A 24018-nucleotide genomic window follows, 5' to 3' on the forward strand; every position below is an offset into this window, starting at 1 on the left:
TGATTCTCAGCAAAAACAGTATCATCCTGACTCGATAAATGGTTTTTTCTTGCGAAAATGGCGATTTTTCAACAAAATCAAACTTTTAAAATCAACAGGAATTAGGGCTTGACTCAATCATCATTTTTCAACTTAATGGCTCAAAATCAGGCATACTAACGCCTCTTCATTCTGCTTTTACATTACCCATGGCGACAAAATATGCCTGATGAACTCCTAAAAAAACTACAAGCGTTTCGTCTAGAGTACTTTCCAGCCCATCGCGAAAAGTTTGCTCATTTAGTCAAAGCTGGGCAACGCCCTAAGATTCTCTTTTTGGGTTGTTCTGATTCCAGAATCGTTCCGGATTTATTAATGGGTACGGGGCCTGGTGATTTATTTGTGATCAGAAATGTGGGGGCGATTGTGCCGCCTTATGATGTTTCGCACGGCATGCATGGCACTACTGCAGGCATTGAGTTTGCTGTCTTAAGTTTACAAGTTGATAAGATTATTGTTTGTGGGCATAGTCACTGCGGGGCGGTGCAGTTAGCATATGACGGAGTGCCTCAAGGAGCTGTTAATCTTGCTTCATGGATTAGCTTGTTGGATGAAGCGTTATTACCTCCTCCCAAGACGGATGCTTTATTAAGAAAAGTGGAGCAGCGTGCCATTATTTTGCAATTAGAGCGCCTAATGAGTTTTCCAATGGTCAAGGCTAAAGTTGAGGCTAACCGACTAACCTTGCATGGTTGGCATTATGTGATTGAGCAAGGCGAAGTACATATTTTAGATGTTGCTAAACAATGCTTTATACCAGCTCACGATACATGGTAAGGAAAACGCTATTGCTTTATACCATTCATCCTTAAAAAGGTATGAGCCAATCGGTCAATTGCATTAAATGTTGCAAACAATACCGCAAAAAGCCAGATAGTAGCCCTGATGCTAAAAGTGCAATGAGCAACCATGTACCATAGGGTTCAGTGCGAGCGTATAGATCAGCATAATGACGATTAAAAAGTAAGCTTTGCATGATACGACCGCCATCCATCGGCAAAATCGGTAATAGATTAAATACCATCAGCAGGTAATTAATGTGTATACCAGCTTGACTCATCAACATAAAGGGTAGCGCAAATTCACCCGTCATATTCAACGCTAGGTGATGCAAGACCCCCCAGCTTAATGCCATGAAGAAATTAGCTAATGGTCCTGCAAAAGCTACCCAAGCCATATCTTGCCTTATTCGTCGAAACCGTGCTGGATTGACTGGCACTGGTTTTGCCCATCCAAAAATCCAACCGCCTAATGCAATGGATAGAGCCGGAACAATAATCGTGCCAAGCGGGTCAATATGTTTGAGTGGGTTCAGCGTCATTCTGCCTGCTAAATAGGCTGTATCATCGCCAAAGCGTCGTGCAGCATAGGCATGAGATGCTTCATGGATGGTAATAGCCAAAAGAACAGGTAGTGCGTAGATGATTAAAAACTGAATGGTTTCAGGTTGCATGACCGACTATCCTATCATCATTATTGCTTTGATTGTGTGATGAAGCTACTGGCAGCCAACGGTACCAAACGTAAGGTGCGTGACTCGGTAATGCGGGTGAAAAGCCGACCATTCTGCCATCAGCAGATGGTGCGTGAAAGTCACTACCGACACTGACTTCCAAATTAAACTGCTTGGCATAGTCTACGTAATGTTGGATTTCTGCTACCGAATACCTAGCACTACCGGCTTCGATGGCTATGCCGCCTAAAGCATAAAAAGTTTGCAGAAGTTCAGTTATTTGCTTGGCAGTTAGACCATAACGGCTCGGATGCGCTAAAACAGGAATACCTTTTGCGTGGCGTATCCAAGCCATCACATCCGGTAACGATGCCCAATGATGCGGGACATAGCCGATCTTGCCTGGTGTTAGGTAATAGCGAAATACTTGATGCGTTGTATCAAATAGGCCGATTTTTACGAGGTACCGCGCAATATGCAATCGGCCGACTAGAAGTGGATTTTTAGCATAGTCTAAAGCACCCTCATAAACACCCTCAATACCATGTTCTACAAAAAGGTCATGCATTTTTTTTAGGCGCATTAATCGCCCAGATCGAACTGTTTTAAGACCCTGTATCAATTCAGGGCAAGTTGGATCAATGCCTAGGCCTACAATATGCAGAGTCTGCGTGTTTTGCCAAGTTGCTGAAATTTCAACACCCTTGACAAAGGGTAAGCGCAATGCTTCAGCATAATCATGAGCTTCTGCCAAACCATCGGTACAATCATGATCGGTTAAAGCAAGTAATGCAGCACCATTATTGTAGGCAGTTTGAACAAGTTCAGTAGGGGATAAGACACCATCCGAATAGTAAGAGTGACTATGTAAATCAATAGGTATTTGGGCTAACGCATGGGTACAAGACATAATAAACTTGTGATCAGTGAATGAAATGTACACTCATAAAACCTACCTCTAACCTACACAATTTATGATTAAACAGCCAGCGATTGAGCTTTTGCCCAATAATGGCTGCCATCAATTAATTCTTCGCGTTTCCAAAGCGACACTTGCGTTTTGATCTGATTCATCAGAAATTGCACGGCTTGAAAACCCGCTTCGCGGTGCTGTGTGCCAACTAATACCAGCACAATCGGCTCGCCAGGCAATAATTCGCCGATGCGATGAATGATACGGCAAGCAATGATTGGCCAACGCTTCGAAGCTACATGCGCGATGTTGGTTATTTCTTGTTCGGTCAATACAGGGTAGTGTTCAATACAAAGTGCACGCAACGGTACTGCAGCATCATGAGAGCGTACCACACCTTGAAAGGCAACAATGCCACCAATATCTGGATGCTGTGAACGCAACATAGCTTCTTCTTGCGCCAAATCAAATGGGCTATGCTGTATCGTGACATGTAACCACATCGCCTTATATTTTCCTTGTCAAGGTGATACAAATTAGGTCTAACTTGAAGAGGTTTATGGGGTTGTTATCCGCCTGTGACAGGGGGTAAGAAAGCCACTTCAGATCCGTCTGGAATAGCCGTTGGTTCCTCAATCACTTGGTGATTGAGCACAATACGAAAGACATTTTGTTCAGACAAAGCATTTGCCCAATCGTCACCGCGTGCCCTGAGCTGCTGCAATAATTCGTGACTATCTTGACCCGACCAAGCCAACGTTTCCTCATGGCACTGCAATAATTCGCGTAATAACCCAAAATACCGAATCGTAATCATCTCTTGTTTATCTATCTACCTTGCTGCTTGGCGGTTAACGTACCACTGCTGCAAAATTGATAAAATATTGTTAACCAACCAATATAACACCAAACCTGCCGGGAAGAAGAAAAACATCACCGAAAAAGCAATCGGCATAATCTTCATCATTTTAGCCTGCACCGGGTCAGCCGGTGGCGGACTTAAGTATGTCTGAGCGACCATGGTAATCGCCATTAAAGCTGGCAGGATGAAAAAAGGATCCGGACGTGACAAGTCATGAATCCAACCAATCCAAGGCGATTGGCGCAGCTCAACTGAGGCTAGTAGTGCCCAATAAAGGCCAATGAATACGGGAATTTGTATCAAGATCGGTAAGCAGCCCCCTAAAGGATTGATCTTTTCTGTTTTATAAAGCTCCATGGTTGCTTGCTGCATCTTGATTCGATCATCACCAAAGCGTTCTTTGAGCTGCTGTAATTTCGGGGCAATCGTTCGCATTTTTGCCATGGATCGGTAAGAAGCGGCAGTTAACGGGTAAAACAGTGCTTTAATAATGAGGGTTAATAGCACAATTGCCCAACCCCAATTGCAGGCTAAATCCTGCAGTTTGGTCAACGACCAAAATAAAGGTGCGGCAAAAATATGAACCCAGCCGTAATCTTTGGATAATTCCAGCCCAGGTGTGATATGCGTAAGGAGGTCATATTCTTGAGGTCCTGTAAATAAGGTCATATTAAAGGACTTTTTGGATCCTGGCTTAATCAGGGCAAGGGGTTTTAGTACGCCTGCTGAGTACAAATTATTTTGTAGGGCGTTGACATCAAAATAACAATTTTTTGCACAAGCATTATGTTTACCAGACGGCTGAAAAATCCATGCGGAGAGAAAATGATGCTGAATCATAGCGATCCAGCCATCAGTAGCCTGATTGGGATATTCGGCTTTAGCGCTATCCAAGTCTTCAAAATCAATCTTTTGGAATTGATCTTTTTTGGTGTATAGCGCAGGCCCTGTGAAGGTTGAAGTGAGGCTTGATTCGCCCTCTGGCGTTTGATTGCCACGCAAAAAGCGGTAATAGGCTGTTAAAGATAGGGGCTTATTGAGGCGATTATCAATATCATAGCGCACATCAATAACATAGCTACCGCGATGAAAAGAATAGACTTTATCGACTTGAATACCAGCCAATGGTGGGGCATGTAGACGAACCGTTATGTGATCCCCTTTTAAGGTGTAATGCTCTTTTTCTGCTGTAAAGACTGTTTTATGGGTAGGTAGATCCATTAGGGTTTTATCGGTACTGGTTAGCCCGGTTTGTGCAATATAAATATGACCTTTTTTATCCGAGAGTAATTCAAACGGTTTACCAGTATCAATGGCTGAGTGGTGTTTAAGAAGCGATAAGGTTCTCAAATCGCCTCCCATGGTATCAATTTCAGCTTTCAGTACATCGGTTGTAACAACAATACGTGTTTTACTGGGTAGTGAACTGGCTTCAGATAAGGCCGTGGAGGCTACCGTATTGGGTTCGGCAGTTTTTACTGTGGGTAATGTCGCTATACTTTGTGTGGGTGTATAGGTAGGCGGGAATAAGTAAGTCCAGCCGTACAATAAGGCGGCACTCAAACCAACAAACACCAGTAATTTTTTTAAATCCATGGATAGAGCACTCTTGTGTTAGGGAACAGGGTCATAACCGTGACCACCTAATGGGTGACAACGTAAGATCCGTTTGAAAGCTAACCGTATACCTTTTCGTGTGCCATAGCGCACAATTGCACCTATCGCATATTCAGAGCAAGTGGGTACATAACGGCAACGTGCTGGTAAAAGGGGACTAATGGCGACTTGATAGCCACGAATCACACCGAGTAAAACGTTGAGCCATAGCCGATGAATCCATAACATGCCTCCTTGCCATCGAAGCAGGTTACTACGGTTTTCATGCGACCAGTTCAGTTGCTGTCTATCGAATCGCTTTTTCGAGCTCATATAGCGCTTCCCAAAATGCTTTTTGCTTGGTTTTATCATACACACAGCGGGATTGAATCACGATATCCACAGCAGGAAATCCTGCCTGATGCAGGCGAAACCATTCTCGAACAATCCGTTTAATGCCATGACGTTTACAGGCATGCTTATTGATTTTTTTGGCAACACTCAATCCTAATCTGGGCTCTTGTTGTGCATTAGGCAAGACATAGATGCGAAAAAATGCATTCGAAGCTGTACGGTGACTTTTCAGCACCAACTTAAACTCGGTTGATCGCAATAGGCGCTTTGTCTTATCGAAACGGAGTATCAATGACGCTACACGGCTAAACGTTTGCGACCTTTGGCGCGCCGAGCAGCCAATACAGCACGACCACCACAAGTTCTAGATCGAACAAGAAAACCATGGGTACGTTTCCTGCATATCACAGAGGGCTGGTAAGTACGCTTCATAACGGTGCCATCCAAATAAAAAAGCTTAATATGGGCTATTACACAGTGAACTGGGTGGTTTGTCAATGGTTAAATTCGATAAATTCTGTGGATAACTTTGAGCCAACCATGTAATATGTCACAAGATTCTGCCATCCGTTTGGCATAGTTTTCAGGTTATTAAAGACTATTAAAGATTGCAGCATATTCCATGGATTTAGCGAATTTTTGGGCCAATTGCCTCACTCGCCTTGAAGGCGAGCTGTCTCCGCTTAAATTTAAAACGCTCGTTGAACCCTTATTGCTTGAAACGCACCAAGAAAGCGAAAGTGAATTAGCGTTGATTGCACCCAATCAATTTATTTTAGAAGCGGTTCAAAAAGAAAAGCTATTGGTGTGTATTGAAAAATGGGTCACCGAAGCGGGGCAAGATAAAAAAGTGGTGCTGAAATTGGCTCCTTTACCTCATAGGACTCAAGCGACCCATGCCCCATTGCCCCATGTCCATGTTGTTGCCAATCCGATTGCCTCCGATACACCAAACGCTCATCTTGCTCTACGCAAAAAACACAGCAAAACAGGTCTTGATAATTGCTTTACTTTTGACACGTTGGTGGTTGGCCGTAGTAATGAATTGGCTCACGCTGCAGCATTACAGGTCGCTGGCAATCCTGGAGATAAGGTTTATAACCCGCTTTTTATTTATGGGGGCGTTGGCGTGGGCAAAACCCACCTGATGCAGGCCATCGGAAATCAGATCTATCATCATCAACCCCAAGCTAATATTCGTTACATTCATGCACAAGACTTTGCGCAAGACATTATTCACGCCTACCAGCACAAGGGATTTGAACTGTTTAGAAATACCTATCAAGCCGTGGATTTACTGCTGATTGATGATATTCAATTTTTAGCAGGCAAGCAAAGAACCATGGAGGAATTTTTTTATATTTTCAATACCTTGTTGACAAATCAAAAGCAAGTGGTGATTACGGGCGATGTTTTTCCTAAAAAAATTGGTTCCGATAAAAAACTCATGGATAAACGCTTGATCTCGCGTTTTTCGTACGGCTTGACCATCCAGATTCTCCCTCCCGAATTGGAAATGCGGGTAGCGATTTTACTGAAAAAAGCAGACATGACCAATATAACGATCAGTAACGAAGTAGCTTTTTTTATTGCCCAACATATTCGAGCCAATGGGCGTGAGTTGGAGGGTGCTTTAAAACGAGTCAAGGCATTTGCGGGATTTCATCGGCGACCCATCACTATTGAATTTGCCAAAGAAGCCCTAAAAGATATCATTGCAGCCAACGTACAGCATATTACCGTGGAAATGATTCAAAAGACAGTAGCCGATTTTTATAAAATTCAATTATCGGATATGTATAGTAAACGACGTATTCGCACGATCACCAAACCGCGTCAAGTGGCTATGTTGTTAACAAAAGAGCTGACCCAGTCTTCTTTACCGATCATTGGCAGAGCATTTGGTGGCAGGGATCATTCAACGGTGTTACATGCTTGTCATACGATCGGCGAGCAGTGCAAACACGATGAAACACTGGCCAAAGAAGTGGAACTGTTGCGAGCCATGTTGCAGTATTGATTCTTAACTTGCATAAGATGAGGGAGTTGAACTGATGATCATTTTACAAACTCAATGCGATGCTTTGCTCAAACCCCTCCAAACGGTGGCTGGTATGGTTGAGCGCCGACATACGTTGCCCATTTTGTCGAATGTGTTAATTGAGCAGACCAATAATGCTTTACATATTACAGCAACTGATTTGGATATCCAGATTAGTACGCGTAGCCCAGCATTTGCTAGTGAAGACTTTAGCTTGACAACTTCAGCTAAAAAGTTGCTGGATATTTTACGGGCGATGCCAGAACAAGCTACATTATCACTAGATCAGCAAGCAGAACGCCTTGTTTTAACATCAGGTAAAAGCCGTTTTAATCTGCAAACTTTACCAGCAAAAGACTTTCCAAAGCTTGAAATGGAGCCTGAGACATTAGCCACTTTTACTCTGTCACAGCAGCATTTACATCAATTGTTGTCCCTCGTGCAATATAGTGTTGCTTCCCAAGATATCCGCTATTACTTAAATGGGTTACTGCTACAAACGCGTGCTAAGCAATGCCATTTTGTTGCAACCGATGGACACCGCTTAGCTTACGTGCAAACGGCGCTTGACGACACCATGCCAGATTTAGAGCTGATTTTGCCTAAAAAAACAGTAACCGAATTATATAAACTCTTATCCTTTGATGCAGATCAAACCATTACGGTGAAGTTGTCCGCTAAGCAAGCAGTTTTTGAATTTAATGCTATACAGATTATCAGCAAGATGATTGATGGCAAGTTCCCCAATTATAATGACGCCATTCCATTGGATAACGATAAAATTTTTCTGGCCAATCGACTGGATTTACTGCATGCTTTGCAGCGTGCTGCGATTTTAGCCAACGAAAAAGAGCGCAATGTTAAACTGTCTTTAAAGCCCAATGCTTTATCGATTGTGTGTACCAATAGTGAAAACGAAGAAGCTGAGGAAGAACTGGAGATTGCCTATCAAGGCGAAGCCATGACTATTCATTTTAATGTGAATTACCTACTGGATCTATTGAATAATTTATCCGATGATACGTTGCAATTGGCTTTAAGCGATAACCGTCATCCGGCTTTATTTGTGGTGCCAGGGAACCCTAATTTTAAATATGTGGTCATGCCATTACGGGTTTAATCCATATGCTAGCTTACCCACTTTGAATCAATGATTAGGATAAGAAAACTTGATGACTGAGCAAAAATATGATGCAGAGAGTATTAAGGTACTCAAGGGGTTAGATGCAGTTCGTAAGCGCCCCGGTATGTACATTGGCGATACTTCTGATGGGACAGGCTTACACCATATGGTGTTCGAAGTCTTGGATAACGCCATTGATGAAGTCTTAGCTGGCCATGCTGATACCATCCATATCACGATTCACCCCGATTATTCGGTGACGGTTGAGGACAATGGGCGAGGCATTCCAACGGATATACACCAAGAAGAAAGGCGCTCAGCGGCCGAAGTGATTATGACCGTACTGCATGCGGGTGGGAAATTTGATAACAACAGCTACAAAATCGCAGGTGGATTACATGGAGTTGGCGTATCGGTTGTCAATGCTTTATCGGATTGGCTCAAATTAAAAATATGGCGTGATGGCCATATTCATGAAATGGAGTTTCGGCAAGGTGAGCCCGTGAAGCCACTGCATCAAACAGGCGATACGACCCATTGTGGTACGGCTGTTACTTTCATGGCTAGCGCTGAAGTGTTTGGGGCAATTAGCTATCGCTATGACATCTTAGCCAAACGGATTCGAGAATTGTCTTTTTTAAATCATGGCGTCAAGATTATGTTGACGGATCAAGTCAGTGGCCAAGAGGAAGTATTTTTGCTATCAGGTGGGGTTGCTGGTTTTGTCCAATACATGAACCGCAACAAAACGCCTTTACATTCGACTGTATTTTATGGAGCTGGTGAAAAATCGGGTACTGCAGTGGAAGTGGCGATGCAGTGGAATGATTCGTATCAAGAAAATATTCAGTGTTTTACCAACAATATTCCCCAGCGCGATGGGGGATCGCATTTGACTGCGTTGCGCCAAGTCATGACGCGGACGCTAAATCACTACATTGATGAGCAGGACATTGCAAAAAAAGCCAAGATTGAAACGACTGGGGATGACATGCGGGAAGGTTTAGTATGTGTTTTATCCGTGAAATTACAGGATCCTAAATTCAGCTCACAAACCAAAGATAAGTTGGTCTCCAGTGAAGTTAGTCCCATCATCCATGAAGTCATCGGTGAGGCACTCAAGAACTTTTTACTGGAAAACCCAGTTGATGCTAAGGTGATTTGTGGCAAGATTGCAGAAGCTGCCCGGGCAAGGGAAGCTGCTCGTAAAGCGCGTGAAATTACCCGCAGAAAAAGCGTTTTAGATGGATTACGATTACCAGGTAAGTTGGCCGATTGCCAAGAAAAAGATCCGGCTCTATCCGAATTATATTTAGTGGAGGGCGACTCGGCGGGTGGATCCGCAAAACAAGGTCGTGATCGAGCTTTTCAAGCCATTTTGCCCTTAAAGGGGAAGATCCTGAATGTGGAAAAAGCGCGTTTTGATAAAATGCTCGCTAGCCAAGAAATTGCAATATTGATCACCGCTTTAGGTTGTGGCATTGGTAAGGCAGAATATGATGTAACTAAGCTACGCTACCACCGTATCATCTTGATGACCGATGCGGATGTGGATGGGGCACATATTCGCACGTTGCTACTGACTTTCTTTTACCGCCAGATGAGTGAGTTGGTTGAAAACGGCCATATTTATATTGCACAGCCACCCCTTTATAAAGCTAAACAAGGTAAGCTGGAACGATACCTGAAAGATGATGTGGAGCTGAATCAATATTTATTAACTTTAGCTTTGGATAAGGCGACCTTTATCCCGCGCCGTGGGGCAATGCCGCTTGATCAAACTGTTTTAGCCGATATAGCTCATCAATATTTATTAGCTCGTGCCGTGATGGAGCGGGAAAGCCATGCGATTGATCCTTTGATATTGGAGGCCATGCTCCATACGGGTCCTTTATCACTCCTAACATATGAAGCAGCGATGGATAGCTTAGATGCTTTAGAACCCTTAATCACCAAGCAGGATATAGCTCTTTCACTGATGAAGGATGAAAAAAATAACGCTGAATATATTCAAGTTACCCGACGCTTACATGGCAATACGGTCACTACGCATATCAGCCAACCATTTTTGGAAAGCCAAGATTATGCTGTACTGTGCAAAACAGCACATGTTTTGAATCAATTCGTTCAAGAAGGTGCTCATATTTGTAAAGGGGAAACGCAACAGCCCGTGACGGATTTTGGGATGGCTTTAGACTGGTTGCTTGCTGAGGCAAGACGCGGTGTGAGTATTCAACGCTATAAAGGGTTAGGGGAAATGAATGCGACACAGCTGTGGGAAACAACGATGGATCCCTCGGCGCGTCGCTTATTGAAGGTTAACATAGCCGATGCGATTGCAGCGGACGATGTTTTTACTACCCTCATGGGGGACAATGTTGAACCAAGACGCGCTTTTATTGAACGCAATGCCTTGTCCGCGTCCAACATTGATATTTGAGAAGTAAGAGGCTTTTCCTTGACACGCTTGCCTGATCACGCCATTTTTACCCTATTGCGGCTGCTGGATGATGGCAAAACCCATGCTATAGAGGTGCTGACTCAAAAGCTGTGTTGTTCGCCTGCGGTAATGAGAGAGCTGATCACCCAACTGCAAACCACCTATGGGGTGAGTATTGACACTTTAGCCAATGGGAGCTATCGGCTGCATCGCCCTTTTGAATGGTTAGCAGAAGATAGGGTTTATGCTTTGCTTACGCCGCCTGCTCGTCATGTGTTTACTTTGTCGTTTGTGGATGAAGTCTCCTCTTCCAATACTGTTTTACAAGCTTTGCCCGAACAGGCTCGCTCTTCTGGTTTGGTGCTGGGTGCCGAATGGCAACATGCGTGCCGGGGCAGGATGCACAAAACATGGCAGGTTGCTTTAGGAGGTAGTTTAACGTTTTCTGTTTTGTGGCATTTTGCAAACAAACCTTTAGCATTATCTGGGGTTACCTTAGCTGCAGGGATTGCGGTGATCCGTGCGCTACATCAACTTCAAGTGCCCGCTCAACTTAAATGGCCGAATGATATTGTACTTTGTCAGGGTAAGTTAGGAGGTATCTTAGTCGAAGCCATACATCAACATGCACAAGGCACATGGGGCGTCATTGGTATGGGTTTGAATATTGGTGATGCACCCAATCGACCCGCTACAGCCGTTTATTGCACGATTGCAAGCCGCAACATATTGCTAGCCTATATTCTCAATGCTTTAGAGGCAGTGTTAACAGTTTTAGCTACACAGGGCTTCCAGTGTTTACAAAAAGAATGGGAAAAAGCTTGTGTGCATCTTGATTTACCCGTTCAATTGCTTGTACCTAATGGTCAAATAATGCAAGGTATTGCGCAAGGCGTGAATGAACAAGGAGCCTTATTGCTCAAGACGGATCAAGGTGTGCATCCGTATCATGTTGGTGATATTTCTTTAATCATGATGCCATGAAATTATTGATTGATGCGGGCAATACGCGTATTAAATGGGCGCTTGCCGAAGTAGGGCAGATCGTGCATCAAGGGGTTTTGATGCACCAAGATGTTGCAATGCTTGGTACATTGAGGAAAATAAGTCCAATTAAGCAAGCATTCTGTGCATTGGTAGGTAGTAAGGAGTTAGGCCAGGCTATTACGCAATATTGCCCAGCGCCGATCCGGTGGATGACAACCCAAAAATCAGGTTATGGCTTGCATAATCATGCAGGTAGCTTACGTGATCCATTAGGGGTTGATCGCTGGTTGGCTTTAATTGGTCTTAAAGCGCAAGTGTCAAGCGATGTGGTGTTAGCGTCATTGGGTACCGCATTGACGGTTGAAGCATTGCGCAAAACTGGCGACTACTTAGGTGGATTGATTGCGCCGGGCATGCAAACGATGTGTAACAGTTTAGTAGCCAGTACAGCGCTGATTCGATGTGATATGGGGCACTGGACACCTTTTCCGATTACAACGCCTGATGCTATAGCAAGTGGCATACTGGATGCCTTGGCAGGAGCTATTACCCGATTTCGTGAGCGGTTTGCAGTGCATTGCAGTACCTATCCTATGGAAGTGGTACTTACCGGGGGCGACGCCCACGTGATCCAACCTTTTATTGCTCCACCTTGTCGCTTGATTGATCACCTCGTACTGCATGGCCTCCTCATTGTAGCCAATCAGCAAAGCTAAAAGGATTTATTGATGCCGTGCTCAATGGTTCAACACGCTTGATGAGGGTGCTATTCTAGAATGCACTAATTGCTTTGTACCAGAATAATGAAAATCAGAATTGGTACCACAAAGCGCATACTGTTTTTGATGATTGCCAACCAGATGGGGTGCGTTGGTTGGTTCGACAAATTATTTTGTATGGCATCCCAAGCAACCCAACCTAAAAATAAGGACAACAAAATGCCACCGATGGGCAACATGAGGCAACTGGTGAGGTAGTCCAGAAAATCAAAGAGGGTTTTGCCAAATAATTGGTAATCTGGGCCGCTCCATAGCCCAAATGATAAAGAAATAGGCAAGCAAAAAGGCAAGATTGCAGCAACCGATAATAAGACCGCATGGCGACGTTTTAAGTGTAGTTCATCAATCAGAAAACTGGCTAATACTTCCAGCAACGCAACGGCTGACATTTGGGCAGCAAAATACAACATAACAAAAAATAAGATGGCAAAGAGCTCGCCAAAGGGCATGTGACCAAATATCGCTGGCATCACGATAAAAATAAGACTCGGTCCGGCTGACAAGTTAACACCAAATGCAAAAACAGCTGGTAAAACCACAAGACCAGCTAAAAAACAGGCAAATACGGTTAATAAAGCTGTCCATTTTGCCGAATTGATCAGATTGGTTTTATCGGTTGTGTAGGAGCCGTAAGTCAGGATAATGCCCGTAGCAATTGATAGCGTAAAAAATGCTAAACCCATCGCTTCGAGCAGTGTTGCCATGGATAATTTACTCAAATCGGGGATGAGAAAATATTCAACGCCTGCCCACCCGCCTGGCAAGGTTACAGACCGGATGATGAGAACCAGCATTAAAGCTAAGCGCAAGGGTAGCAATATTTTTGAAAATTGCTCAATACCTTTTTTAACGCCACCCATCACAATCAATAGTGTGGTGAGGGTAAAAAGTGTGCAATAGATAAAAGGTTCAATTGGGTTGGTGATGAATGCATGGAAGATATCTTGGAAAAATTGTGGGTTGACATGAGGTGTAAAGGGAATGGCGCCATCCAAGGATTTGACAACATAAAAAAGCACCCAACCACCAATGATGTAATAGAACCAAGTAATCAACCAACAACTCATGATATTCAGCATACCCACTGCACGCCAGGCTTTATTTTTTGTGATGGCGCGAAAAGCACCAATGGTACTTTTTTTAGTCGTGCGTCCTAAACACATTTCGGCTGCCATCAAAGTCAGTCCTAAAACTAAACAAACAACAAGGTAGGTGAATAAAAATATGCCTCCACCATGCATGCCTGCTAGATAAGGAAAACGCCAAATGGTACCGAGTCCAATTGCCGCACCAACAGCTGAGAGGATAAATCCGACTGAAGAGCCCCATTGCGAACGATTAGTTGACATAATGATCTTTTGTATGATTTTGAAACAGTATATTGCGTGTCACGGTTGCAAAACGGCAGCTATACACATCCACGTTTATCACGATAACAGGTCTACTATTTATTGACAAGCTACCGCTTTCGTCATTTTTTATGCAAGAGCAATCTACGATACATTTTTTTGTGCTACCCCCCCTATAAAACAAAACCCCCCACCTTTTCAGGTAGGGGGTTGATGTTAAGATCAAACTAAAGTTAGATTAGAAGAGTAGATCTAAACCAAGACCTGCTTTAAACCCTTCTGTACTGACTTCTTTTTCAAGACTCAAACCAAGTTCAGCACCTTCTGAGGCCAATAAAGCAACACCACCATTAAGCGTAAACTTGAACTCTGAGGCTTTTGGATCTGCTTGTTCTACGGCAACTTTTACATTCTGGTCAAAGAAGGCTTTTTTAGCACCAAGACCCAATTTCAACGCAACATTGTCTGTTGCTTGAAAGCCTGCTTTAGCACTGATTGAAAGATCCGTTTTTGCTTTTGTAGGATCATCCCCTTCTTCGAATTTTTCAAAGAAGCTTTTCCAATCTCAACTGACAAACTCGGAGAGAATTTGTCAAACTGGGTTGATAAAGCAACACCACCTTTAAAGCCCAAGGCAACGTCTTTGCTTTCAACTGGCTTGCTGTCAGCGCCTATTTTACCAACACTCTTGCTAGCTTTTAACGAGGCTGTTTGTGTCAAGAGCACAGGATTACCTTGTACTTCGCCGATGTGAAGAGCGTACGACTCAAATAGTTGAGCGGCAATAGCACCACCTTCTCTGGCAATACGAAGGTTTTCGTCAGCTTCTTCCTTTGCTGTCTTGGCAGGCTCTACTGATGCTTCCGTAGCAGCAGTTAAGGTTTTTTTAGCAGCAGTAGCGGCAGCAGAAGCTTCTTTTTCATCAAGGGTTAAGGTACCAACCTTAACCTCGTAAGCAATCGTCGCACCTAACTTAAGACCTGTTCCATCTTCTGCAACATCCTGATAGGCAAGGTAGCCACCGAGACCAACAGGCGATGCATTGAATTGTTTTGCGAGGTTAAGTTTTCCAAAAATACCCGATACCAAAGACCCATCTTGGAAAAGATTGGAGCCAAATAGCAAAGCTTTGTCAGCTTTTTTAAACTTATCACCAAAGCTCTCATTAGCGTTAGCTGGGTCACCGAAACCTAATCCACCAACTTCAGCGCTGACAAAAAAATCGCCTTCATCGCCTTCCAAGGGTTGTCCAAGGGGAGAAAAGTCTGCCAATGCAGGACTAGCCAAAGCACCAGCAGTTAAGGTCACTAACCCAAGACGGGCTAAACTGACTTTTAATGAACTCATGTATAACACTCCTACTTGTTTTAATGCGTTTATTCGAATAAATGCTTTTGTTTTGATCAATCAATCTAGTAAAGCTATCTCACAGAATCCTCCCGGGGGCCCCATGAAACTTTCCAACACAACAGCAACAACCTTAAGCTTTATTAGCTCATTCAAAACAATGCCCAGGCAGATTAGCCCATTTTGTGGGGGGTTGTCAAGGTTATTCTAGTATCTACCTCTAAAACGTTGGTTTGACTACACTAAAATAAAAATCTATCATGAGCCTGGCAAGTATTGTTTTTGACATGCATTCCTTAATGTGGAGCATGTTCTTAATTCCTAAAGTATGGATGTTAATCTATTATGGAGTGTCCAAAATGTACAACACAACCTTGGCAGACATGTTGTGGCATGTAAGTGCTAAACCGCTTGTGAACGCACGCTGCTTACTATTAATTGCAGTGGGTGTTTTCCTCTTAACGGTGAGCTCTTACTTGATGATCCCCTTACCATTTTCACCTGTTCCGGTTACGATGCAAACAGCAGCGGTTTCACTGATTGGTTTGACCTATGGCAGACGCTTGGGTGCGATGACTGTTGCAGCTTGGTTAATTGCTGGATCTTTTGGAATGCCAGTTTTTTCTTATGGCGCACGTTATGGCATACCGATTTTTCTGCCAACGGGGGGCTATTTAATTGGTTATTTTTTAGTAGCTAATTTATGCGGTTACCTTGCCGAGAAAGGTTGGGCAAATGATTTTGGTCGATTAACTTTTGCGCTTTTCTTGTCAGCGCTGCTCATCTACATCCCAGGTCTTGCACAGCTGTCACTTTTTGTGAAGGGTGATGTTTTTATGATGGGTTGTTATCCCTTTTTAATTGGTGATATTGCCAAAGCTGCCCTGGTCATAGCATTGCTTCCACCTGTTTGTCGTTGGATACAGAAGCATCAAGCATCGTAAAGGATATGGCGTTTGTTTAACCTGTGATAGATTAATTGATGATAGGCTGATCGGATAGATCAGCCCTGCCTATGTAACTGGCTACTTAATATCAAAAGGATCTTGTGATACTTTCCAGAGTAGTGCATCCAGCTTTTACCATTTTGCATCAAACATGGCCTATTTTACTTAGTCAACTGGCAGTCTGTGGCTTTGGCATCATTGATGTGATGCTCGTTAGCCATTTGTGTGCACAACAATCTGCAGCAGTAGGGGTTGGCATGAATATTTTCAATACGGTGAGTATTGGATTTCTTGCTATTCTTTTTATTCTCCCGCCGAGTATTTCAAAATCTTACGCAGTTGATAATCATCAGGACGTTGCCAGCATCGTTTGCCAAGGGGTTTATTTGGCTTTATTGTTAACGGTGCCAATCAGTGTTTTGCTGTATTTTCCTGATATGCTCATTGGGATTAGTCAACTCAATCCTGCAACCGAAGCCATAACTCGCCGATACTTATTCGGTTTGGCGTGTGCTACACCAGCGATTATGCTCTTTCGTGTGTTTTATGCGTATGCGTCCGGCATGCTACAGACAAAATGGGTGATGCATATGAATCTTGCTGGATTAATGGTGAAAGTTCCGCTGGCTTGGTATTTGGTGTTTGGTATGGGTCAATGGGAAGGGTTGGGAGCCCTTGGTTGCTCCATATCTTCTTTATGCATTTTATGGGCACAAGTTATTTTTGCGGCTTGGTTCATTTACCGTGACCAATCGCCTCATGGACGTTTTATTTTTACCCATTGGTCTAAACCTAACTGGATAAAAATAGGGTACTTATTGAAGAACGGTTTGCCAATTGGTTTGTGCGTTTTTGTAGACTATACAGCACACACGATGATCGGTCTTTGTGTGGCTCGCTTAGGTGATGTCGTCACAGCAGGTCATCAGATCGCTTCTAACATTGCTTTTATCATTTATTTAATCCCGCTTGCTTTATCCATGGCGACAACTATTTTAGTTGCGCACGCCATAGGTAAAAAAGATTGGCTATTGGCTCGTCAAACGGTTTTGACGGCTATTCAACTAGCCATTGGCATAGCATTACTGGTTAGTACATGTTTATTTTTTGGCAATCAGCTCATGGTGTCGCTTTATACTCACCATGATGCTATCCATCATAGCGCTACGCAACTGATTGTTGTTGTTGCTATCTATCACTTTTTTGATGCTTTGGTGACCGTATTTTTAGGTATCTTGAGAGCTTATAACAAAACATTAGTGCCTGCGCTACTATTAGCTAGTACATTATGGTCTTTTAGTTTAGGGGGTGGTTACTATTTGGCTTTTTATTATCAAGAAGGTATGGGTGCGATCGGATTTTGGATAGCCATTACTGTGGCTGAAGTGTTATTGACGATACTTATAGGTTGTTATGCGTGGCGCATGTCTTATCAAATCTTGCGTAAAAACCAAAAAAATGTTGCACCTATTCTTTAAATGATATGCATCCCATTCTTTTGTGCTGATAATGGATACTATGGCCATTGGAAACGCTACCTATCAGATCAGTAGCACATTTCATCATACTGATTAATAAATTATGCGCTTAGCAACATGTACATTGCCAAAAAAGTAATCGCTAGACCTACGACATGCCTTACTAGTTGCGAGATGAAAGATCCATATCACCCAACAATTTTACTACCCCCCCCCCCTATAAAACAAAACCCCCACCTTTTCAGGTAGGGGTTGATGTTAAGATCAAACTAAAGTTAGATTAGAAGAGTAGATCTAAACCAAGACCTGCTTTAAACCCTTCTGTACTGACTTCTTTTTCAAGACTCAAACCAAGTTCAGCACCTTCTGAGGCCAATAAAGCAACACCACCATTAAGCGTAAACTTGAACTCTGAGGCTTTTGGATCTGCTTGTTCTACGGCAACTTTTACATTCTGGTCAAAGAAGGCTTTTTTAGCACCAAGACCCAATTTCAACGCAACATTGTCTGTTGCTTGAAAGCCTGCTTTAGCACTGATTGAAAGATCCGTTTTTGCTTTTGTAGGATCATCCCCTTCTTCGAATTTTTTCAAAGAAGCTTTTCCAATCTCAACTGACAAACTCGGAGAGAATTTGTCAAACTGGGTTGATAAAGCAACACCACCTTTAAAGCCCAAGGCAACGTCTTTGCTTTCAACTGGCTTGCTGTCAGCGCCTATTTTACCAACACTCTTGCTAGCTTTTAACGAGGCTGTTTGTGTCAAGAGCACAGGATTACCTTGTACTTCGCCGATGTGAAGAGCGTACGACTCAAATAGTTGAGCGGCAATAGCACCACCTTCTCTGGCAATACGAAGGTTTTCGTCAGCTTCTTCCTTTGCTGTCTTGGCAGGCTCTACTGATGCTTCCGTAGCAGCAGTTAAGGTTTTTTAGCAGCAGTAGCGGCAGCAGAAGCTTCTTTTTCATCAAGGGTTAAGGTACCAACCTTAACCTCGTAAGCAATCGTCGCACCTAACTTAAGACCTGTTCCATCTTCTGCAACATCCTGATAGGCAAGGTAGCCACCGAGACCAACAGGCGATGCATTGAATTGTTTTGCGAGGTTAAGTTTTCCAAAAATACCCGATACCAAAGACCCATCTTGGAAAAGATTGGAGCCAAATAGCAAAGCTTTGTCAGCTTTTTTAAACTTATCACCAAAGCTCTCATTAGCGTTAGCTGGGTCACCGAAACCTAATCCACCAACTTCAGCGCTGACAAAAAATCGCCTTCATCGCCTTCCAAGGGTTGTCCAAGGGGAGAAAAGTCTGCCAATGCAGGACTAGCCAAAGCACCAGCAGTTAAGGTCACTAACCCAAGACGGGCTAAACTGACTTTTAATGAACTCATGTATAACACTCCTACTTGTTTTAATGCGTTTATTCGAATAAATGCTTTTGTTTTGATCAATCAATCTAGTAAAGCTATCTCACAGAATCCTCCCGGGGGCCCCATGAAACTTTCCAACACAACAGCAACAACCTTAAGCTTTATTAGCTCATTCAAAACAATGCCCAGGCAGATTAGCCCATTTTGTGGGGGGTTGTCAAGGTTTAAGGCAAGTTTAGGGGGGGGGGGGGGGGTGCTATTTGTTGTGCAATAACTACTATCCAAGGTCTAGCTATACTGTTTTTAGTTACAAAAAATCACGTGTTTATATTTTAAAACGCCTGATTTCTAATGCTATATTAATCACCAAGAATCATAGATCATTGATCTTTTTAAGACTATATAGACTATATATAATAGTTTGCTAGACGTTACCAGATTTCCATTCAGTTCGTTATTGTGATTTCTGCATCTTTACTTGTGGGAACATACCGATGACCAATACCAACTTATCCAATAAAGATCTTGACCCAACGACCCAAATTGCCCGTACATGGCGTTGGTATCATTTTGTTGCTGTATGGATTGGGATGATCATGAGTATTGCTGTTTATGAACTCGGGTCACGCCTTATCGAATCAGGTATGTCATGGTCTGAAGCCGTTTTTACCGTCTTTTTAGGTAATGCCATTGTACTTGTCCCAATGCTTTTGATTGGCCATCCTGGTGCCAAATATGGCATCCCTGCTGCTGTACTCATGCGCGCTTCATTTGGCACGATTGGAGGGCGTCTCCCTGCTTTTTTACGGGCTATTGTTGCGTGTGGCTGGTACGGCATCCAAACTTGGTTTGGTGGCCAGATGATTTATACGCTCGGTGGTATTGTCATCGGTCACGCTTTAGGAGGTGCACCCCTTCCTTTTCTGGGCATTAACGCAGCGCAATTCATCTGTTTTTTGCTTTTTTGGGGCATACAGCTTTGGTTTGTTATTCATGGCATTGATTCGATCAGAAAGTTAGAAACCTATACAGCTCCCATCAAAATCATTATTTGTTTTGTGCTTTTGTACTGGATTTATCAAAAGCTGGTGGATTTGGCCCGATTTTGGAGCAACCATCCCAGTTCATTAAAGGCGGTCTTCGGGAAGGGCAATTTTGGCAAGTGTTTTGGCCTTCTTTAACCGCTATGGTTGGTTTTCAAGCAACGTTAACTCTCAATATTCCAGACTTTACGCGTTTTGCTAAAACACAACAAGATCAAGTAATCGGTCAAGCTATCGGGCTGCCGGTGCCGATGGCATTACTCTCGTTGCTAGCGGTGCTTGTAACATCCGGTACTGTTGTGATTTATGGAGAGGCCATTTGGGATCCGGTGACCTTATCAGGGCGCATGACGGGGGCTACTGTCTTGATTGCTTTAATTATCCTGGTGATTGATACAATTAGCGTCAATCTTGCTGCCAATCTTGTCGGACCTAGCTATGACTTTTCTGCCCTTCATCCTCATACAATTTCTTATAAGACTGGCGGCTATATTACCGCTGCTTTAGCCATTTTGATGATGCCGTGGAAACTACTTCAATCAACGGATGGGTACATCTTCACTTGGCTAATTGGTTACTCAGCACTCTTAGGTCCGATAGCGGGTATTATGATGGTGGATTATTTTGTCATTCGGCGCACCCGCTTGAACGTTGAAGATCTTTATCGCCATGATGGTGTTTATTCCTATAAAAATGGTTGGAATAGGGTAGCGATTACCGCTTTTATTGCTGGTGTGTTACCGAATATTCCCGGTTTTTTAGATGCGGCTTTCCCTGAAATGTTGACGCCTATTCCCTCTTTTTTCAAAACTATTTATGCTTATGCATGGTTTCTTGGTTTGGCGATTTCATCCGTGATTTATACGATAGGTATGAAGTGCCGATTCAATAGTTCTGCAATTTATACAAAAAGGTAAGCTGGATATCGGTGTTGCGAAAACATCTGTCAACGCAAGGCGCTAGAGGCGATAATGTTAAAATATGGTTAAAAATACAAACGAATAAGATTACAGTCTAAGCAGATTTTTTTTAAGAACAAGTTTTTAGTTCAGCTTCATGAGCTTTACTTTTTGAGAAACTTTGTTATCCAGTCTACAGCAGTTAGTGGTACTTCATCATCCTTCGCTATGCCGTCACCAGATGGTCTAAACAATGCTGAAAAAATGATTTCCATATGATTACTTCCACTTTCATTAAAGGACTTATTGCGTAGCATTGCCAAATAAGCTTGGCACATCGTTATTTTTTCATAAGCGTTGTTCCAAAGATGAATTTGGCTTAGCAGTAATTTTGTCAGGAGCCTTATCAACCACAAAATGATGGTTATGATGGTAATGTAAATAGCTATAACCATTGTTGGTGAGGAGCCAACAATATCGGCAACACTTTTGATGATTGCGGCTATTTCTTCAATTCCACAAAGTAGAGCGATAATTCCAGACCCAAGTAGTAAAATAATTCCTCCCATGAACCAACAATGTGTCTTGCATTTTTTTCGCCAATAGATTACAGGTGCTTTTGTTGCAAGTTCGGTATTGTAGATAGCCTCTAGATTTTGGAAATCATCCTTTATTTTTTTTAGTTGTTGCTCAAAAAAGATCCTGCGTTCTGATTCTGCTGCTTGAAAATTTTGGTCTTGTTGGATAGTTTTTGCGGTCAAATTGGCTTTTAATTCTGTAAATTTATGACTTTGTTGCTCATAGAGCTTCAGCGATTTATTTAGATCTGATAAAAGCCTATTCTTGATTTGACCGAGGGAGATTTTTGCTCGATTTGATTCCGTAAATCCTTGCTCCACTAAACAGAATTCAATTAATACGGGCAGGATCCTATTAAGGTTTTGAAGGTCTAAATTTTCACCAAGTAGGTAGGCAGCAATAATACTTGCTTCAAACTTTTTTCCTTCCATACACCAGTTATCGATGAAATTTCTTTGTGCGTTTTTTGTACTCAGCCAAGCGTAATTGGAGAACAAATTTTCTAAATGGTTTTTTATGACTTCAGGATTGTGGATATTACTGATGGCAGTGTTTACTTCTCTCTGAATTCTATTCCAAGCATCGCTGGCTGGTGTATAACTTATGCCAAGAGGATCACTTATTTCGGCAAGCCATCTCCATTCTTCAAGTATGCTGCTTAGCCATTGATTCAGCTCTTGCTCATTATTAAAGACTCTTATTTCAGTCTCGCTGCCGAGGTTAATGGTAAGATACGGTTCAGTGCGTACTTCATTCATTAGTTTTACTCATTATTTAATCACACCTTTCAATTTCCAGCTAACCATTGCTGATGCAATAAACATCTCGAAATTTTTGCTTTGAGTGACCATTACTCTTTTTTATCTTCTTCTGGTTGATCTTTATCTGCCTTATCTTTCCGTTCTTCTGGAGGTAGTGTTTCCTCTTCAGTACTCTTGTCAGAATAGGAGAAAACTTTTTTAGAAAATTTATAAACTGATTTATAAACTATTTGGATTATTGTTTTAAACAAAGCCATATTGTCCTCCCGCTTAATGAGATGAATCTAAAAAAACCTTATGTACCTTACACATGATAAATAGATATCAGTATCGGAATAGTATGTTAGATTTTCGAACATATCAAGCAAAATTTTGTATAATAGTTATGTACTATTTTTTATAAATAATGCGCACTGGGGGCAATATGGAGAAATACCGATTGGCTAGACATTTGAGGGAAGCTAGAGAATCAGCTGGGTTAAGCCAAGAGGTTGTAGCAGAGGCACTGCACATACCCAGAACAGCCTTAACTCAACTCGAATCTGGCGCAAGATCTGTTTCAACTTTAGAATTGGTCAAGCTGGCACGTTTGTACAATCGATCTGTTCAATCGTTTGTGGAGGACTCGCTTGATGAACAGTGCGTCGTTGCCTTGTATCGTGCCGATCCTTCCATCAAAAAAAACCGAGCTATCCAACAACAATTAGATCACATTGTCTTGCTTTGCCAAGAAGGTGCTTTGCTTAAAAAAATTCTGGCGCATCCTAATTGGCAACGATTACCGGACTATGGTAGCAATATGCAAGGCAAATTGATGGATGAAATCTGTCGAGCAGAGCATGCAGCTTACCAAGAGCGAGGCCGGCTTGGCCTAGGCTATGCGCCCGTCATTAATATTGCTGATCTTTTAATCAGGCAAGGCATATGGGTTTCAAGTGAAGCGCATTTGGATGATAAAGTTTCAGGGATGTGTTTACAGCATCAAAGCATTGGTGCATTTATTTTAGTGAATGCTAAACATACCTTAAGACGACAACGATTCTCTTTTGCGCACGAGTATGCACATCTCTTATTTGATGGGCATCAAAGGTTTAATATTTCGACGGATGATAATTTTAAAAAGCTGGCTGATAAACGAGCAAATGCTTTTGCGGTGGCTTTTTTAATGCCTGCTGATGGTATTGCTAACTTGCTCAAGAATTTGAATAAGGGTCAGCACAGTCATGTTGAGCAAGTCATTTTTAGCGAATCAAAAAATAAAGCAGTGCATGCAGTGATGCGTACAGATGCCAAGTTGCAGGCAATTACCTGTCAAGATGTTGCGATATTGGCGAGTTACTTTGGAGTTAGCTATCAAGCTACCGTTTATCGATTATTGAGTTTGCGATATTTCTCAAAGTCAGCCAGTTTTGCTTTGCTCAGTAAGGCGGATCTTGGTAATGATTATCTTCGTTCTCTTGATATGTTTGACCTACAAAATGCAGTGAATAAAGTGACCCCAAGACCTAGTCCCTTAGATGCTCAAATCCAGTATTTTGCGTCTGAAGCTTATCGACTCGGGGAGATATCGGGTGGGAAGTTACGCGATCTTAGTATATTACTGAAGATACCCATTGAGAAGATGTGCTTATCTTCATTGCCAGAGTCTATTCATTAGAAAG

The 24018-nt window shown here is 42.6% G+C and carries 25 protein-coding genes and 1 pseudogene; 10 read left to right on the forward strand and 16 right to left on the reverse strand.

The window, feature by feature from the left end:
- The first annotated feature begins 201 nt into the window (after positions 1-201).
- Positions 202-816 (forward strand): carbonic anhydrase, encoded by a 615-nt coding sequence (locus IPK86_01090; protein ID QQS16818.1) that lies wholly within the window; start codon positions 202-204, stop codon positions 814-816.
- A gap of 31 nt (positions 817-847) precedes the next feature.
- Here the strand turns inward: IPK86_01090 and IPK86_01095 are convergent, their stop codons facing one another.
- From IPK86_01095 to rpmH, 8 genes are all read right to left on the reverse strand, one after another.
- Positions 848-1492 carry a site-2 protease family protein gene (locus IPK86_01095; protein ID QQS16819.1) on the reverse strand — a complete coding sequence of 215 codons (645 nt, stop codon included), beginning with the start codon at positions 1490-1492 and terminating at the stop codon, positions 848-850.
- The gene (locus tag IPK86_01100; GenBank protein ID QQS16820.1) at positions 1482-2402 is read right to left on the reverse strand and encodes a PHP domain-containing protein; all 921 of its coding nucleotides are present in this window, start codon (positions 2400-2402) and stop codon (positions 1482-1484) included. Before IPK86_01100 ends, IPK86_01095 begins: the two co-directional genes overlap by 11 nt.
- A gap of 68 nt (positions 2403-2470) precedes the next feature.
- On the reverse strand, positions 2471-2908 hold the full coding sequence (locus tag IPK86_01105; GenBank protein ID QQS16821.1) for a molybdenum cofactor biosynthesis protein MoaE: 438 nt from the start codon (positions 2906-2908) through the stop codon (positions 2471-2473).
- Positions 2909-2973: 65 nt separating this feature from the next.
- Positions 2974-3222: a MoaD/ThiS family protein gene (locus IPK86_01110; protein QQS16822.1), complete on the reverse strand. Its 249-nt coding sequence runs from the start codon at positions 3220-3222 to the stop codon at positions 2974-2976.
- Positions 3223-3237: 15 nt separating this feature from the next.
- The gene (gene yidC / locus IPK86_01115) at positions 3238-4863 is read right to left on the reverse strand and encodes a membrane protein insertase YidC (GenBank protein ID QQS16823.1); all 1626 of its coding nucleotides are present in this window, start codon (positions 4861-4863) and stop codon (positions 3238-3240) included.
- Positions 4864-4881: 18 nt separating this feature from the next.
- A complete protein-coding gene (gene yidD, locus IPK86_01120; protein ID QQS17022.1) occupies positions 4882-5112 on the reverse strand; it encodes a membrane protein insertion efficiency factor YidD in 231 nt (76 codons plus the stop codon).
- Between the two features lie 58 nt (positions 5113-5170).
- Positions 5171-5476 (reverse strand): ribonuclease P protein component, encoded by a 306-nt coding sequence (gene rnpA, locus IPK86_01125; GenBank protein QQS16824.1) that lies wholly within the window; start codon positions 5474-5476, stop codon positions 5171-5173.
- A 38-nt stretch (positions 5477-5514) separates the two neighbouring features.
- Positions 5515-5649, reverse strand: coding sequence for a 50S ribosomal protein L34 (gene rpmH, locus IPK86_01130; GenBank protein QQS16825.1), 135 nt, complete (start codon positions 5647-5649; stop codon positions 5515-5517).
- A gap of 190 nt (positions 5650-5839) precedes the next feature.
- Between rpmH and dnaA the strand changes: the two genes are divergently transcribed.
- Genes dnaA through IPK86_01155 form a run of 5 tightly spaced genes read left to right on the forward strand, consistent with a single transcriptional unit; the run spans position 5840 to position 12524 of the window.
- A complete protein-coding gene (dnaA, locus tag IPK86_01135) occupies positions 5840-7237 on the forward strand; it encodes a chromosomal replication initiator protein DnaA (protein QQS16826.1) in 1398 nt (465 codons plus the stop codon).
- A gap of 34 nt (positions 7238-7271) precedes the next feature.
- Positions 7272-8378 (forward strand): DNA polymerase III subunit beta, encoded by a 1107-nt coding sequence (locus tag IPK86_01140; GenBank protein ID QQS16827.1) that lies wholly within the window; start codon positions 7272-7274, stop codon positions 8376-8378.
- 52 nt (positions 8379-8430) lie between these two features.
- A complete protein-coding gene (gene gyrB / locus IPK86_01145) occupies positions 8431-10821 on the forward strand; it encodes a DNA topoisomerase (ATP-hydrolyzing) subunit B (protein QQS16828.1) in 2391 nt (796 codons plus the stop codon).
- Positions 10822-10839: 18 nt separating this feature from the next.
- Positions 10840-11805 (forward strand): biotin--[acetyl-CoA-carboxylase] ligase, encoded by a 966-nt coding sequence (locus IPK86_01150; protein ID QQS16829.1) that lies wholly within the window; start codon positions 10840-10842, stop codon positions 11803-11805.
- The gene (locus IPK86_01155; GenBank protein ID QQS16830.1) at positions 11802-12524 is read left to right on the forward strand and encodes a type III pantothenate kinase; all 723 of its coding nucleotides are present in this window, start codon (positions 11802-11804) and stop codon (positions 12522-12524) included. The genes IPK86_01150 and IPK86_01155 overlap by 4 nt, the downstream gene beginning before the upstream one ends.
- A gap of 65 nt (positions 12525-12589) precedes the next feature.
- Here the strand turns inward: IPK86_01155 and IPK86_01160 are convergent, their stop codons facing one another.
- The 3 genes from IPK86_01160 to IPK86_01170 all read right to left on the reverse strand — a co-directional run bounded on the left by IPK86_01160 (position 12590) and on the right by IPK86_01170 (position 15283).
- On the reverse strand, positions 12590-13936 hold the full coding sequence (locus IPK86_01160; protein QQS16831.1) for a sodium-dependent transporter: 1347 nt from the start codon (positions 13934-13936) through the stop codon (positions 12590-12592).
- 238 nt (positions 13937-14174) lie between these two features.
- On the reverse strand, positions 14175-14384 hold the full coding sequence (locus IPK86_01165) for a hypothetical protein (GenBank protein ID QQS16832.1): 210 nt from the start codon (positions 14382-14384) through the stop codon (positions 14175-14177).
- A gap of 2 nt (positions 14385-14386) precedes the next feature.
- Positions 14387-15283 carry a hypothetical protein gene (locus tag IPK86_01170; protein QQS16833.1) on the reverse strand — a complete coding sequence of 299 codons (897 nt, stop codon included), beginning with the start codon at positions 15281-15283 and terminating at the stop codon, positions 14387-14389.
- Between the two features lie 332 nt (positions 15284-15615).
- On the opposite strand from IPK86_01170, the gene IPK86_01175 reads away from it, so the two are divergent.
- The gene (locus tag IPK86_01175; GenBank protein QQS16834.1) at positions 15616-16227 is read left to right on the forward strand and encodes a biotin transporter BioY; all 612 of its coding nucleotides are present in this window, start codon (positions 15616-15618) and stop codon (positions 16225-16227) included.
- 104 nt (positions 16228-16331) lie between these two features.
- A complete protein-coding gene (locus tag IPK86_01180) occupies positions 16332-17708 on the forward strand; it encodes an MATE family efflux transporter (GenBank protein QQS16835.1) in 1377 nt (458 codons plus the stop codon).
- A 280-nt stretch (positions 17709-17988) separates the two neighbouring features.
- Here the strand turns inward: IPK86_01180 and IPK86_01185 are convergent, their stop codons facing one another.
- The 3 genes from IPK86_01185 to IPK86_01195 form a co-directional block, all read right to left on the reverse strand.
- Positions 17989-18477 carry a hypothetical protein gene (locus IPK86_01185; GenBank protein QQS16836.1) on the reverse strand — a complete coding sequence of 163 codons (489 nt, stop codon included), beginning with the start codon at positions 18475-18477 and terminating at the stop codon, positions 17989-17991.
- Between the two features lie 149 nt (positions 18478-18626).
- Positions 18627-18875: a hypothetical protein gene (locus IPK86_01190; GenBank protein QQS16837.1), complete on the reverse strand. Its 249-nt coding sequence runs from the start codon at positions 18873-18875 to the stop codon at positions 18627-18629.
- Between the two features lie 65 nt (positions 18876-18940).
- On the reverse strand, positions 18941-19096 hold the full coding sequence (locus IPK86_01195; protein QQS16838.1) for a hypothetical protein: 156 nt from the start codon (positions 19094-19096) through the stop codon (positions 18941-18943).
- A gap of 473 nt (positions 19097-19569) precedes the next feature.
- Here IPK86_01195 and IPK86_01200 point away from each other — a divergent pair.
- Positions 19570-21035, forward strand: a pseudogene (locus IPK86_01200) (NCS1 family nucleobase:cation symporter-1).
- A 146-nt stretch (positions 21036-21181) separates the two neighbouring features.
- Here IPK86_01200 and IPK86_01205 read toward each other — a convergent pair.
- Entirely contained in the window at positions 21182-22354 is a 1173-nt protein-coding gene (locus IPK86_01205; protein QQS16839.1) for a hypothetical protein, read from the reverse strand.
- Positions 22355-22446: 92 nt separating this feature from the next.
- A complete protein-coding gene (locus IPK86_01210; GenBank protein ID QQS16840.1) occupies positions 22447-22614 on the reverse strand; it encodes a hypothetical protein in 168 nt (55 codons plus the stop codon).
- A 149-nt stretch (positions 22615-22763) separates the two neighbouring features.
- Here IPK86_01210 and IPK86_01215 point away from each other — a divergent pair, with 149 nt between their 5' ends.
- Positions 22764-24014, forward strand: coding sequence for an ImmA/IrrE family metallo-endopeptidase (locus IPK86_01215; protein QQS16841.1), 1251 nt, complete (start codon positions 22764-22766; stop codon positions 24012-24014).
- The last annotated feature ends 4 nt before the right edge of the window (positions 24015-24018 follow it).

This window comes from Neisseriales bacterium (genome assembly GCA_016699915.1).
In the GTDB taxonomy this organism is placed as follows: domain Bacteria; phylum Pseudomonadota; class Gammaproteobacteria; order Burkholderiales; family Q3-R57-64; genus Q3-R57-64.